Genomic DNA, 13,308 nt, shown 5'->3' on the forward strand with positions numbered 1-13,308 from the left:
CAGGCCTAGATCAGATTGCGGCCCTTGACGTCGATGTAAGCGTTGATCAGCGACACGGTCAGATCTCGCGCCGGCACGTCGATCACCCCGATGCCCCGCTTCATGAGCATGGCGACGGCCTTGCGCCGCTCGGCCTGCAGCACCGCGGCCACGCTCGCGCGATACGCCGCCTCGGGATCGGCCGGGTCGAGTGAGAGCGCAGTTTCGATCGCCTCGTCATTCATGAGCACGCAGATGACCAGATGCCGCGGCGACAGGACTGCGACGTTGGCAAGCACGGTCGCAGAGGCCACCGGATCGAACATGTCGGTGAAGAAGACGACGAGGCTGCGCTTGGGCTGACGCTGCCTCAAGTATGCGAACGCGCCGGCGTAATCGGACTCCTCGAAGCGCGGCTGCAGGTCGTACATGCGTTGCACGAGGCCCGCGACGTGCCGGTCGCCGGAGCGAGGCGCCACGTGTTCGCGCACAGTGCCGGCAAAAGCCATCAGCCCGACCTTGTCGTCGGCAAGCGAGGCGATGAAGGCCACCGACAGCGCGGCCGTGACCGCGTAGTCGAACTTGCGCTGCGCGCCGATGCGCGGGGTCATCAGGCGGCCGGCGTCGAGCACGAGCATCACCGTTTGGCTGCGCTCGATGTCGAATTGAGCGACCATCAGCTTGTTGCGGCGCGCCGTCGCCTTCCAATCGATCATCCGGAACTCGTCGTCGGGCAGCCATTCGCGCAGACTATCGAACTCGCCGCCGCCGCCGCGCAAGCGCAATTTCCGGAAGCCGGCTTCGACCAAGCGGCCCCGGCGAGCGAGCGCGCCGTAGCGCTCTACCGCGGAGAGGTCGGGATACACGCGCGCTTCGACGTTCGACTGCACGCGCCAACGTCGCTGGATCATGCCGATGGGGTTTTCCGCCGTGACGTAGAGGTCGCCGAGCGGCGCACTGCCGCGTTCGAGCGGCGTGACGGAAAGGCGCTCGACTTGGCGCCGATTCGGACCGACCGTTCCCAGCACAGGCTCCTCGGGCATCTGCACCAGGTCGATCGGCGTGTCCACGATGCCGTAGCGGATCGGAACTTGGGAACGGTTCTCGATCGAGTACGTAAAGGAAGAGGGCGTTCGCAGGGCGAGGTGGCCGAGGGGCTCGCGCTCGATGACGACCTCGCGCCTGCGCGGGCCTGCGGCGAGATCGGCCAGCACAAAGCCTGCGAGCGCGATTCCCCCGGTTAAACCCAGCCACACCAAAGGCTGCCACAACGCGCCAAGCGAGATCACCAACGCGACGACGATGAGCCAGCCGGCGAAGCGCGGCGTGATCCACGGAAAAGCCGGATCGAAACGGCGCGGTTTTCGCGCCTGGATCATGCCGGCGAAGCTTCTTTCGGCACAGCGACCGTGTCCAGCACACGCTTGACGACGTCATCGGGCAGAAGACCCTCGACTTCGGCCTCGGGTTTCACGAGAATGCGGTGCGGGAGCACCAACGGCGCGACGCTCTTGACGTCGTCGGGCGTCGCGAAATCGCGGCCGTCCATGCCTGCCGCCGCTTGCGCGGCGACGAGCAAATGAATGCCCGCGCGCGGACTCGCCCCGAGGCTCACATCGGAAGCGCTGCGCGTCTGCGCGACGATGTCGTAGACGTATCGTTGCAAGCCGGCCGAGACGTGCACCGCGCGCACGTCCTGACGAGCGGCCTCCACTTCGGCCTCGGTGACGACCGCCGCAAGGCCCTCGCGCTCGAGCTTGCGCGCGTCGAAACCGGCGGCGACTCGCTCTAACAGCGCCAATTCATCAGGCGTCGCGGGATAGCCCGTGTGCGCTTTCACGAGGAAGCGATCGAGCTGGGCTTCCGGCAGCGGATAAGTCCCTTCGTACTCGATGGGGTTCTGCGTCGCGCACACCATGAAGAGCGCGGGCAGCGGCGTCGTGACGCCGTCGATCGTCACCTGGCGCTCTTCCATGGCTTCGAGCAACGCCGACTGCGTTTTCGGCGGCGTCCTATTGATCTCGTCGGCAAGGAGCAGATTGGTGAAGATCGGGCCGCGGCGCGTGAAGAACTCGCCGGTCTTGGGATTGAACACGGTGGTGCCGACGACGTCGGAAGGCATGAGATCCGGAGTGAACTGGATGCGCCGGAAATCCGCGCCCAGCAGGATCGCGAGCACGCGGACGATCAGCGTCTTGGCAGTGCCCGGCACCCCTTCGATCAGCGCGTGGCCCTGGGCGAGCAGCGCGAGCTGCAACGCGAAGATCGCTTGTTCCTGTCCGACGATGACTTTACGCAGACCGCCTTGCAGGCGCTCCGCGACGACCGAAGCCGAAGCGGCCATACCGCGAGTATTCCTTTCGTAACGTAGCGCAGAGGTGCGCCGCGCGCACGAGTTCTCTTGGGGTCGGCGCAAGGTAGCCGCGCATCCGGTCCAATTCCATGATCGCGTCGGCGTTGGCCGCGCCATTTTCGCTCGTCCGTAGACGGGCCGCGACGACGCTTGCGTCCGTTTTCTCCGGCAAGCCGAGCGCACCCGCTACGTCGCGCACGCTGATGTCGACCAGGTCCCGCACCGCCTTGCGCGCCGCGTGGCCACGCGCGAACAGGGTCGCCATTGAGCTCAGGTACTCGGCTGAGGTCCGCTCGGTGTCTTGCGGCAGCCGGGCGGTGGGGCCAAAGCGAAACGCGGTGCCCAGCACGAGCAGCAACAGCGCGACGGCGACCACGCTCGCTCCAACGCGCATCGGCACCGGCAAGATCGTCCACCACGAATCGCCGGACAAAAATCCATGCACGTGCTCGTCGAATGCCACTACACCGCGCGCGCGCCCGCCGACTGCGGCGATGTTGAACGCCAAACGCGCGTTGCCGGCTTTGGCCAGGTTGGCGTTGTTGAACAGCGTTTGATCGGTGACGACGACCACGCTGCCTTTCCCAAGCGGATACTCCAAGACGACCGCGCCGACGTCGTCGGCGATGAGCGGTGCGAACGCCTGAGAGTGTTTGAATGGCACGCGCCCGCGGCCCGAGCCGGAAATGCTGTCCACGCCTGCGGTGAGGCGCGACACCGCCACCGCAACGGCGTCGTCGCGCTGCGGGCTGGACTCATCGAACGGCGGCACCCCCAAATCGACTCCCTCAGTGCCGTCCGTTATCCAGATCAGCCGGCCGCCGGCTTTGACCCAGCGCACGAGCGCATCGAGATCGGCAGCGGTGAGCTGACCTGCAGTGCCTTTTCCCGATGCCGCGCGCAGCAGTTGCTCTTCCAAGTTGTAGGCGAGGACGAGCGTGCGGACTGATTCGTCCAAGAACACCGGGCGCAACTCGAAGCGCTCCTCGCGAATGCCTTCTCGCTTCAGCAGCTCGTACCAGGCGCGATAGCCGCCGCGGTGCGCGTCGTAGGTCGAAAATGTGTCAAAGCGCGGCGCCGCCGCCTGTTGGCGGCGATAGTTGAGATACGTGACCAGCACGAGAAGGACGAGCGCCGTCACCACGATCGCCAACTCGAGGAAGGGGAATTGGCGGCCGCGCATCATCGGCGTTCCGCCAACGGCTCGAACCGATTGAATGCGTCCTCCGCTTGCGACCAATCATCGTCCGACACCGGGACCTCGGCGTAGGTGGCCAGCGTGAAGGTCTTGGCCAGCCTGTCGAACGGCGCGGCGGCCGGCGCGAGCCTGCGCCGGACCTCTGCGCGATATTCGCCCGCGGTGCGCGCGGGATCGTACGGAACGCGTCCGGCTCTATCCAGGAGCATCAGGCTCGCGCGAAAGACGAGCGCGACGGCTTTTCCGTACTGGCGGTTTCGGGCGGCGACGCGCGCCAAACCGTACAGGCTCGAAGAATCGGGCAGTGGCTCCAACGCTTCGCCGACGTCCAGAGCGACGGCGCGGCGGCGCCGAGCCAAGAACGCTCGTGCTAACCGGTAACTCATGAGGCCGAGCAGGCCGATGAAGGTCACGAGCAAGACGACGGCGAGCACTTTGCCGAAGAGCGGCGAGCCTGCCGCAACGTTATAAAGTCCGCCGAAGATCTTGTCGACGAGACCGGCTAGCCATTCCACAAAACGGTCCCATAAGGTCCTTTGCGGTTTTGCGGCGGTGCCGGACTCCGCTATGTGATACGCCGGGTCCGCAAGGATGGCAGCAGCGGTCTTCGCCGCGTCGAGTTTGGGCTGCGCCGCGTTCTGCGACTGCGCGGTTTCCGCGCCGATCCCACGCAGCGTTTTCGCCAAGTCGCGCAGTTCGAGACTGCGCGTCTTCGCCTTGAACTCCCCGCGAGCCTGACGCAACCCCGCCTGGAGCCAATCGTCGAGCGACGGGGAGAATCGCGGCGGGCCCGGCAGCGGCGCCGGCGGTACGTGAAGATCGGCCACGACCGCGTCATGAGCTTGTCCCTTGGCAGCCGCTTCGAGTGCATCGGCGGCACGGTTGAGCGCCGCGGCGTACTGCGCGCCGGCCGTTGCGGTGTTCCGAGCATCGCATGGAGCGCACAAAAGCGACACGGCTGCTGCGCAGGCACCCGCGACGACGACGTGCCGGGTCATGTCGCGGTGGGAGGCGTGCTTGAGCGTGCGGCGGGGAGCTGATCCGCGAGCAGTTGGAGGTCGAAGCCCTCGCGGCGGATGCGGATGTCGTAGTAGTACAGCGCGACGACCGTGAACGCGAATGCGGTGAAGAAGATCTGCGCGATGTTCGCGATGAGCAGGTACAGCAGCGGCGCCTTCGTCGCGTACGAAGCCAGACCGCCGGCCCCTGCGGCGACAAGCGCGAACGCAAGACCGATGACGAGCAGCGCGCATGCCACCCAAAAGGAACGCCAGAACTGTTTGCCGCCGAAGATGCGGGTGATGCCGAGCACGAAGCCGCGCAAGGGATCGACTTTCTCCAAGACCGTCGCGATGAACGAAGACGCAAACGCCATGTAGAGCATCACCATCAAGGCGAGAAACGCCAGGAACATGCCGATGCCGACGATCGCCGCGATCACTTCACCCGGCGTCTTGATGAGCGCAGCCAAAGCGCCGAGAGCGACGGCGATCAAAACGATCGCGAAGACCATGGTGAAGACGAGCAAGAAGATGATGGCTCCCCACAGGAGCACCAACAGCAGCACCCAGCCCCAGCGGCTGAACGCGTGCCGATAGCAGTCGGCGAAGCGTACCGGCAGACCCAGATACGCGCGCGAAACCCCCGATACGACGGCCGCATTGGCTAGCGGCACGGCGAAAAATGCGAAGAGATAGTAGAACGGGAGCAGGACGTAGACAAGCGGGTTGTCTTGCGCCGCCTGCAGCTTGGAAAGGTCCGGCGGGTTGCCGGGATGCTGCGCGACGGCCTGGATCACGTCCATGGATGCGCCCAAAGTATCCTTATACATGAAATACTGGATCAGCGCGAAGGGGATGACCATCACCAGCAGGATCGCCGCGAAGGTGAGCACGTGGCGGAAATACAGGTTGAATGCGCGGTCGAAGAGTTCGCCGATGGACAAAGGGCGCAGGCTCGCGGCTGCGCCGGCCGCAGACGTAGCGGGGGGCGTGCCAGACTGCAACGACGACATATTTTTGATATTCCCTTTACTCGTAGCAACGGACCTTTAGCTTCGCCAACCGAACTAGCCTCGCGATGCATGCGTCCAATGAAGTCAACGCGACGCCTTTTGATGCCGGCAGCCGACCGGCCGTGGTCGTGACCAGAGGCGGAATCGTGGAAAGCGAGCACTTCGTGCGCTTCGCGGTCGCGACGCCGGACGGAACGGTGCAAGAGTCGGTCGGCGATATCACCGGCCCGGCATTCCTGCGCTCATCCGCGAAGCCGCTGATCTGCGCGGTCGTGGTGCAAAGCGGCGCGGCCGAGCGATTCGGGCTCAGCGATGAGGAACTGGCCGTGGCCGCGGGCTCGCATAGCGGCGAGCCCTACCACATCCAAGCGGTGCGCAGCATCCTCCGCAAGATCGGCGTTGACGAAAGCGCGCTGGAATGCGGGCCGCACCCGCCGATCCACGAGCCCAGCGCGAAAGCGCTCGTCGCAGAAGGGCTCCAGCCGCAGCGCATCCACAACAACTGTTCGGGTAAACACGCCGCCATCATGGCGCTCGCCGTACACCGCGGCGTCGACCCGGCGGGTTACACCAATCCCGAGCATGCGGCGCAGGTCGAGATCCTCAACGGCTGCGCGGAGCTGCTCGGCGTCGAACGCGCTTCGCTGATCATCGGGACCGACGGCTGCGGCATCCCGGTGATCGCCGTACCGCTGCGAGCGGCCGCGGTGTGCTTCGCTCGCTTTTCGGATCCCAACCGATTCGGGTCGCGCTGGAGCGCCGCCGTCGCGCGCGTGCGCAATGCGATGCTGGCCCATCCTCAATATGTGGCCGGAACGGGTCGCTTCGACACCGATCTCATGAAGGCGGCCGCTGGAGCGGTCTTGTGCAAGGGCGGAGCGGAAGGTTATCATGCTTCGAGCGCTCTCGAAAAAGGCCTGGGCCTGTGCCTGAAGGTCGCGGACGGCAACTATCGGGCTGTGTCGCCGTTCGTCGTCGACAAGTTGACGAACATCGGAGCGCTCGACCAACGCATGGCCGCCGCGCTTCGAAACCATCGGCGCCCCAAAGTCAAGAACTACGCGGGAACGGTAGTGGGAGAAATCCGCGCGATCTAGTCGTTGGCATACACCAACTCGCCGCCTACGAAGACGTGGGAGATGTGATTGCGCCGATCCCATATGGCGAGATCCGCGCGTAGGCCCTCGCGCAACGAACCGAGTTCGCCGTCGACGCCGATCGCCCGCGCGGGCGCCCACGTGGCGCAGACGACAGCTTCGGCGAGCGTGATGCCGGTGGCGGCCATCAGATTGCGTACGCCGGCATCCTGGCTCAAGCGGCTGCCTGCGATCACGCCGTCGATCGTCCGCACGACCCCGCCTTCATCGACGAGACCTTCGACGAGCGGCATCGCATCCGACGTCAGGACCAGATTCACGCCCTTCAAGCGATACAGCAGCGCGAGGTGCTCCGGTGAGACGTGGACGCCGTCCGCGATGACCTCGCAATACGCGGCGGGATCGAGCAGATACGCCACGAGGATCGATGACCCGCGATGCTGGATCGGCGGCATCGCGTTGAACGCGTGAGTCAAGATCTGAAAGCCTTGCTCGATGGCCGCAAGCCCGATGGCGTAGGTGCCCGCAGTGTGACCTGCGGCCAGCACGACACCGCGACGGGCCAATTCGGCTGCCGCGCGCGGCGCGCCGTCGATCTCCGGCGCCATGGTCACGCGGCAACGACCCGCGGTCCAGGTCTCCAAGAGCGCCTCAACCCGAGCGGGGGTCGGGGGCAACAGATGCTCGGCGGCGTGAAAGCGCCGGTATTCGGGGTTCAAGAAGGGTCCTTCGAAATGCACGCCGAGGGAGCGCGCGCCGGCGACGGGCATGTCGACGCAGCGCGATATCTCGGCAGCGGCGCGCAGCATCTGCTCCCATGGCCCCGACATGAGCGTCGGCAGGTAAGCCGTGACTCCGTGCATCGGCGCCATCGTGGAGAGCGACTTCAGCGATTCGAGCGGCTCTTTGTTGAACCAATGCGTGCCCGCGCCGTTGACGTGCAAGTCGATCAGGCCCGGGGTCACCGTGCTGCCGAGAGGCAGTTCGAAATCGAGATGATGGGGCCCATCGTCGAGGCGCGCGATGCGGCCGTTCTCGATGCGGATCGAGCCCTGGTGTGAAGTCCCGTCGCCAATCGCCAGAAGCGCGTGACCTATCGTCTTGCCGCCCACAAGAAGTCGGCAATTCTCCCATGGCGTGGAACCGGCCCTCTACGGCTCCTTGCGGAGCGCCGCGTTGCCGAAGAAGAACAAGGAATATAAGAAAAGCAGGCCGCCCGACAGCTCGAGCATCGGCCTCACGCCGAGCGGCGTCACTGCGAATCCTGCGGCCCCTTGAGCGAACGGTACGCTCACGACGTTGAGCAGCATGCTGGCGCCGACGACGCGCGCGACCAAACCGGGCGGGGGCGTGCGCTGGCGGATCTCCGACATCCAGATGAAGAGCGCGGCATCGACCGCTCCTAAGCAGGCCAACAGCACGCAGGCGATCGCGAGGGAGGGTGCGAGTCCGACGAACAACACGAACGCGCCGAGAAGCACGTTGGCGACGATGAACGAAAGGCCGCGCGGCCAGGGCCAGCGCACCGATCCCATCACGAGACTGGCCAGCAGCGCGCCCGCGGCGATCGCGGCCAACATGATGCCCTGGCCCTGCGCCGCGTTGCCAAAAACATCTTTGCTCAGGAACGCCAAGCCTACGATGAACACGCCGAAGAAGAAGTTGCCGACGGTCAGCAGCATGGTCATGGGGCGCAGCACCGGGTGGGTGAGGATGTAGCGCGCGCCGCGCAGTTCCTCATTCGCCGACACCGGCCTCGCCTGAGGCGGAACGCCCGTGTCGAGCGACTTGCTCGGGATGAACGCTGCGAGCGCGACGAAGCATGCGAACAAGCCGGCTGCCACGCTCAGTGACACGGCGGCGCCATACCGCGCCGTGACGAGACCGGCCAGCGCCGGGCCCACGATGCTCGCGATCTGGAACTGGGCCGAATCGACTGCAAACGCCGTGACGATCAAGCCTTCCGGCAACATCGTCGGGAGGTAGGCGCGCACCCCGACCATCGTGATCGCGGCGGCCGCCGAGGAGAGAACGGCGAGCACGATCAGCCAATCGATCGTCAGCGCATGACGCCATGCCGCCACCGCCATCCCGGCGAGCACGGCGCAGCGCAGCGCGTTGTCCGACAACATCAAGAGTTTGCGTGGAAATCGATCCAACAGCGAACCGGAGAAAAGCCCGAAGCCCAGTCCGCCTGACGTGTACGCCATCAACACGAGACCGGCGCTCGAGGCCCGATGGGTCAATTCGAGCGCCTCCCAAAGCAGCCCGATCATCACGAACTGATCGCCCAAGCGCGTGAACAACTGCGCCGTCACGAGCAGCGTGACGGCGCGGTGCGCGAACAGCGCGCGGTAGCGCGCCAGTCCGCTGGCTTCTTTCAAGAGCGGATCAGAGCGAGCACTTCTTCGCGCTTCGCCTCCAACTCCTCACGCGTGTCCGCCTCGACGTTGAGCCGCAGCAGCGGCTCCGTATTGCTCGGCCGGACGTTGTACCACCACGTAGGGTAGTTCACGGTCACCCCGTCCAGGTGATCGATTTCGCTGGCACTCGAATAGTGCGACTCGAGCAGGGCGAGCTTCGCGGGGATATCGTCGACGTGGGTGTTGATCTCGCCCGATCGGAAGCGCGTGTCGAGCGGACGGAGCAGTTCGCTCACAGGCTTGCCTTCACGCGATACGAGTTCGAGCACCACCAGCAGTGCGATCAGCCCGGAATCTGCATAGTAGTTGTCGCGGAAATAGAAATGCCCGGAGTGCTCTCCGCCGAACACAGCGTTTTCTTCGCGCATGATGGCTTTGATGTGCGAGTGCCCGACGCGCGTTCGCACGGGAATGCCGCCTTCGCCTTTGATGACTTCGGGCACGCTGCGCGAGGAGATGAGGTTGTAGAGGATCTTCGCTCCCGGATGCTTGCGCAACAGCATCTTGGCCACGAGCGCGGTGACCATGTCGCCGCCGACCAGCTCGCCGCGCTCGTCGGTGATGAACATGCGGTCCGCGTCGCCGTCGAACGCCACGCCGAGGTCGGCCTTGTGCTCGCGCACTGCGCGCTGCACGTCGGCCATGTTCTCCGCTTCGATCGGGCTGGCCGGGTGGTTCGGGAACGAGCCGTCCAACTCGAAGTAGAGCGGGATGACCTTGCACGGAAGGTGCCGGAAGATCGCCGGCACGATAAGTCCGGCCATGCCGTTACCGGCGTCGATGGCGATGGTCAGCGGGCGCAGGCTTGTGACGTCGATGAATGAGAGGCAGTGCTGGACGAACTCCGGCAATGGATTGCGGGCGATGATCCGTCCGGTTGTTCGCGGTGTTGAGAACCCACCCCGAGCCGCGAGGTCGCGGATCGCGAAGACGCCGGTGTCGCCCGAGAGCGCGATCGCCTGCTCGCGGCACAACTTGAACCCGTTGTAATCCTTCGGGTTGTGCGACGCCGTGATCATGGCCCCACCCGGGTACGCGAACTTGCCGACCGAGAAGTAGAGCTCGTCGGTGGACGTCAAACCGAGGTCGATGACGTCCGCGCCCTGAGCGGTCGCGCCGCGAGCGAAGGCCTCGAACAGCGGTCGCGATGACGGGCGCATGTCGCGTCCGACGGCTACTGCGGGGGCGCCGAGATGCTGCACGAACGCCCGGCCTATGCGCTCGGCGGTCTCGTCATCCAACTCCGTCGGATAGATGCCGCGGATGTCGTACGATTTGAAGATGGAAAGGTTCAATGAACGCCGTTCGAGACGGCGTAATAGTGGAGCCAGACGATCGCGACGATGACGGCGAGCAGCATCAGCCCGAGCAACCAGGGTTTCTGGGGCTTATCCATCATGCAAAGGGGTTTTTGTGAATGTGGAGCGGGACCTTTTCAGGTCCCGCCGGTCATCACAGGTCGTAGTACAGGTAGAACTCGTAGGGATGCGGACGGATGCGCACCTCTTGGAGCTCGCGGTTGCGCTTGTAGTCGATCCATGTCTCGACGAGGTCTTCGCTGAACACGCCTCCGTCGAGCAGGAACGCGTGATCCTTCTCGAGCGCGGCAAGCGTGGCGTCGAGGCTTCCCGGCACGGACTTGATGCGCCGCGCCTCGCTCGCGGGCAGTTCGTAGATGTTCTTGTCGAGCGGGCCGAAGCCGGCCTTGGTCGGGTCGATTTTCTTCTTGATGCCGTCGAGACCGGCCATCAACATCGCCGCGAACGCGAGATATGGATTGGCCGCCGGGTCGGGAGGCCGGAATTCGATGCGCTTGGATTTCGAGAAGCGCGGTCCTTTGAAGAAGATCGGGATGCGCACCGCCGCCGAGCGGTTGCCCTTCGAGTACGCGACGTTCACCGGCGCTTCGTAATGCGGCACGAGGCGCTTGTACGAGTTGGTGGTCGGCGCGCAAAATGCGAGCAGCGCGTCGATGTGGGTCAGCAGCCCGCCGATGTAGTAATGGCCGAGTTTCGAGAGCTCGGCGTAGCCCTTTTCATCATAGAACAGGTTCTTGCCGGCTTTCCACACGCTTTGGTGCACGTGCATGCCCGAACCGTTGTCGCCGAAGAGCGGTTTCGGCATGAACGTCACGGTCTTGCCGTGCCGGCGCGCCACGTTGCGCGTCACATATTTGTAGATCATGACGTTGTCGCACTGTTGCACGAGCGAGTTGTAGCGGATGTCGATCTCGCTCTGGCCGCCGGTAGCGACTTCGTGGTGGTGCATCTCGACCGGCACACCCCAATCTTTGAGCCCGAGCACCATCTCCGAGCGGATATCCATGTGCTTGTCGGAAGGCGGCACCGGGAAATAGCCCTCCTTCGGACGCAGCGTGTAGCCAAGATTCGGCGATTCGTCGGCGCCGGAGTTCCAATGCGCTTCTTCGGAGTCAAGCGCGTAGCCCGTCATGTATGGCTGGATGTCAAAGCTGACATGATCGAAGATGTAGAACTCGAGTTCCGGCCCGAAATAGGCGACATCGCCGACGCCGGTTTTCTTGAGATAGGCTTCGGCGCGCTTGGCGACGCCGCGCGGGTCACGGCCGTACAGCGCCTGCTCGCGCGGGTCGTAGACGTCACATACGAACGAGACAGTTGGGATCGAGCAAAATGAATCGACCCTGGCTGAGCCTGGGTCGGGCAGCAGCACCATGTCGCTTTCTTGGATCTCCTGGAAGCCCCGAATGCTGGAGCCGTCAAATCCGATGCCGTGGACGAACGTGTCGTCGTCGACCACGTCGGCCGGAACCGACGTGTGCTGCCACATGCCGGGTATGTCGATGAATTTGAAATCCACGATTTTCGCGCCATGCAGTTTGATGAAATCGACGGCGCTCGAGCTTGCCCGCCGGCCTTTTGCCACGATCACCCTCCTTTGTGAATGCGCACTGAACGCAACGTATTGTAGGCCTGAGGCTTTTAGCCCCGGGAGCCTGTACAACATTCTTGATGGGCGCGCTTTTCGACGTTGGTCTAGACGCGCGCGCGCGGCGTTGGCCACAGGTAGGGCTGTGGATAGTGCGGATAACGCGGATAACGCGGATAACGCGTCAGCGCGCTAAGACTGCTGCCGGATGCCCGCTGTTCGTCCCGATGCTGTACGAAGGCGCCGGCGCTCCGTTGAGCGTGCCGTCAGGTCTGACGGCGAACAGCGTCGCCCCGAACGAAAGCTCGTCGAGCGCCACCAACAGCTTGCCGGATCCGTCGAGCGAGACCATCGCCGTCTTGGTGGACTGCGTCGCGTAGGGTCCGGCCAAATGTGACATCGACGAACCGCTCACCGTGAAGACATCCACCGCGTTCGAGGCCGCGGCCGCAACGTAGAGGATCGTTCCGGCGGCGTTGAGCGCGATGCCGATCGGAGCGGTAGCGGTTGAAACCGTACCTTGTGAACTGAGCGAGCCATCGCCGGCGATGGCCAGCGCTGCGATCTTGCTGGTGTCTTGATCGGCCGCGTAGACGGTCGAGCCGTTCGGCGAAACGACGATGCCCTGCGTGACCGCTCCGCCCGAGGCAAAGGGTGAACCGCTGATCGCCGTGAGCGCGCCGAGGATGGACACGTTGAATCCGGAGACGCCCCCGGATCCGCCGTTGTTGCTCACGTACAAGTGGGCGCCGTCTTGACTAAACGCGACCGCGGCCGGGGCGTTGAGGCCGCCCGTTCCGACGGGGCTGCCGACCGCCGCCAGCGTGCCGTTGACGGCGACGGAGAACATCTGCACCGTGTTGTTCACCGAATTCGCTGCCGCCGCAAATGTGCCGGCAGGATTGAGCGCGATCCCCGATGCGCCTGTTCCACCGGTGCTCACCGCCGAACCAAGCGTCGCCAGCGTGCCGTCGGCGTTGACCGTAAACGCGCTCACCGTGCCGGTGTCGTTCACCGCGTAGAGAAAGCCGCGGCCCGGCTTGAAGGCGATGCCGAACGGCGAACCCACGCTGCTCGAGCCCGTGGTGTTGTACGGCGAACCGGTGAGTGCGCTCGGCGTGCCGCCTCCAGCGACCGGAGCGGTCGAAAAGGCGGCGACCGAGTTGTTCGCTGTCGTCGTCCCCAAGTTGACGTAGAAAATTGCGCTCGGGATGGGAAGCGGGTTGCCACCGCCGCCACCAGAACCGGGGGCGGCAGCGCTGCTGCAGCCTGTGAGGATAAGGACAGCGAGCAAACGATAGGCTTTGTGCATGCGCTCGCGGTTCAAGACAAAAGTA

The 13,308-nt window shown here is 64.7% G+C and carries 11 protein-coding genes; 1 reads left to right on the top strand and 10 read right to left on the bottom strand.

Annotation, left to right across the window (positions count from 1 at the left end; genetic code table 11):
- Positions 1–5 precede the first annotated feature (5 nt).
- The 5 genes from VN934_08190 to VN934_08210 are packed head-to-tail and all read right to left on the bottom strand — an operon-like array spanning position 6 to position 5,544.
- Positions 6–1,358, bottom strand: coding sequence for a DUF58 domain-containing protein (locus VN934_08190; protein ID HXM18782.1), 1,353 nt, complete (start codon positions 1,356–1,358; stop codon positions 6–8).
- Complete coding sequence (locus VN934_08195; protein HXM18783.1) at positions 1,355–2,323, bottom strand: MoxR family ATPase; 969 nt, start codon at positions 2,321–2,323, stop codon at positions 1,355–1,357. Before VN934_08195 ends, VN934_08190 begins: the two co-directional genes overlap by 4 nt.
- Complete coding sequence (locus tag VN934_08200) at positions 2,271–3,518, bottom strand: DUF4350 domain-containing protein (GenBank protein ID HXM18784.1); 1,248 nt, start codon at positions 3,516–3,518, stop codon at positions 2,271–2,273. The genes VN934_08195 and VN934_08200 overlap by 53 nt, the downstream gene beginning before the upstream one ends.
- Complete coding sequence (locus VN934_08205; protein HXM18785.1) at positions 3,515–4,528, bottom strand: DUF4129 domain-containing protein; 1,014 nt, start codon at positions 4,526–4,528, stop codon at positions 3,515–3,517. Before VN934_08205 ends, VN934_08200 begins: the two co-directional genes overlap by 4 nt.
- Positions 4,525–5,544, bottom strand: a complete 1,020-nt coding sequence (locus tag VN934_08210; GenBank protein ID HXM18786.1) for a hypothetical protein — start codon at positions 5,542–5,544, stop codon at positions 4,525–4,527. The genes VN934_08205 and VN934_08210 overlap by 4 nt, the downstream gene beginning before the upstream one ends.
- 65 nt (positions 5,545–5,609) lie before the next feature.
- Between VN934_08210 and VN934_08215 the strand changes: the two genes are divergently transcribed.
- Positions 5,610–6,641 carry an asparaginase gene (locus tag VN934_08215; GenBank protein HXM18787.1) on the top strand — a complete coding sequence of 344 codons (1,032 nt, stop codon included), beginning with the start codon at positions 5,610–5,612 and terminating at the stop codon, positions 6,639–6,641.
- On the opposite strand, the gene VN934_08220 is transcribed toward VN934_08215, so the two are convergent.
- From VN934_08220 to VN934_08240, 5 genes are all read right to left on the bottom strand, one after another.
- On the bottom strand, positions 6,638–7,753 hold the full coding sequence (locus tag VN934_08220; protein ID HXM18788.1) for an amidohydrolase family protein: 1,116 nt from the start codon (positions 7,751–7,753) through the stop codon (positions 6,638–6,640). The genes VN934_08215 and VN934_08220 overlap by 4 nt on opposite strands.
- 39 nt (positions 7,754–7,792) lie before the next feature.
- Entirely contained in the window at positions 7,793–9,025 is a 1,233-nt protein-coding gene (locus VN934_08225; GenBank protein HXM18789.1) for an MFS transporter, read from the bottom strand.
- Positions 9,022–10,359 carry a hypothetical protein gene (locus VN934_08230; GenBank protein HXM18790.1) on the bottom strand — a complete coding sequence of 446 codons (1,338 nt, stop codon included), beginning with the start codon at positions 10,357–10,359 and terminating at the stop codon, positions 9,022–9,024. Before VN934_08230 ends, VN934_08225 begins: the two co-directional genes overlap by 4 nt.
- 157 nt (positions 10,360–10,516) lie before the next feature.
- Positions 10,517–11,968, bottom strand: a complete 1,452-nt coding sequence (gene glnA, locus VN934_08235; protein HXM18791.1) for a type I glutamate--ammonia ligase — start codon at positions 11,966–11,968, stop codon at positions 10,517–10,519.
- A 187-nt stretch (positions 11,969–12,155) separates the two neighbouring features.
- Complete coding sequence (locus tag VN934_08240; protein ID HXM18792.1) at positions 12,156–13,283, bottom strand: beta-propeller fold lactonase family protein; 1,128 nt, start codon at positions 13,281–13,283, stop codon at positions 12,156–12,158.
- Positions 13,284–13,308: the final 25 nt, after the last annotated feature.

Source organism: Candidatus Tumulicola sp., from assembly GCA_035601835.1.
Lineage (GTDB): Bacteria > Vulcanimicrobiota > Vulcanimicrobiia > Eremiobacterales > Eremiobacteraceae > DATNNM01.

What these genes read in the sequence shown, in the direction of transcription:
- VN934_08205 (HXM18785.1), bottom strand. Translation starts at nt 4,528, where the DNA reads ATGACCCGGCACGTCGTCGTCGCGGGTGCCTGCGCAGCAGCCGTGTCG.
- VN934_08215 (HXM18787.1), top strand. Translation starts at nt 5,610, where the DNA reads ATGCATGCGTCCAATGAAGTCAACGCGACGCCTTTTGATGCCGGCAGC.
- VN934_08210 (HXM18786.1), bottom strand. Translation starts at nt 5,544, where the DNA reads ATGTCGTCGTTGCAGTCTGGCACGCCCCCCGCTACGTCTGCGGCCGGC.
- VN934_08240 (HXM18792.1), bottom strand. Translation starts at nt 13,283, where the DNA reads ATGCACAAAGCCTATCGTTTGCTCGCTGTCCTTATCCTCACAGGCTGC.
- VN934_08195 (HXM18783.1), bottom strand. Translation starts at nt 2,323, where the DNA reads ATGGCCGCTTCGGCTTCGGTCGTCGCGGAGCGCCTGCAAGGCGGTCTG.
- VN934_08190 (HXM18782.1), bottom strand. Translation starts at nt 1,358, where the DNA reads ATGATCCAGGCGCGAAAACCGCGCCGTTTCGATCCGGCTTTTCCGTGG.
- VN934_08200 (HXM18784.1), bottom strand. Translation starts at nt 3,518, where the DNA reads ATGATGCGCGGCCGCCAATTCCCCTTCCTCGAGTTGGCGATCGTGGTG.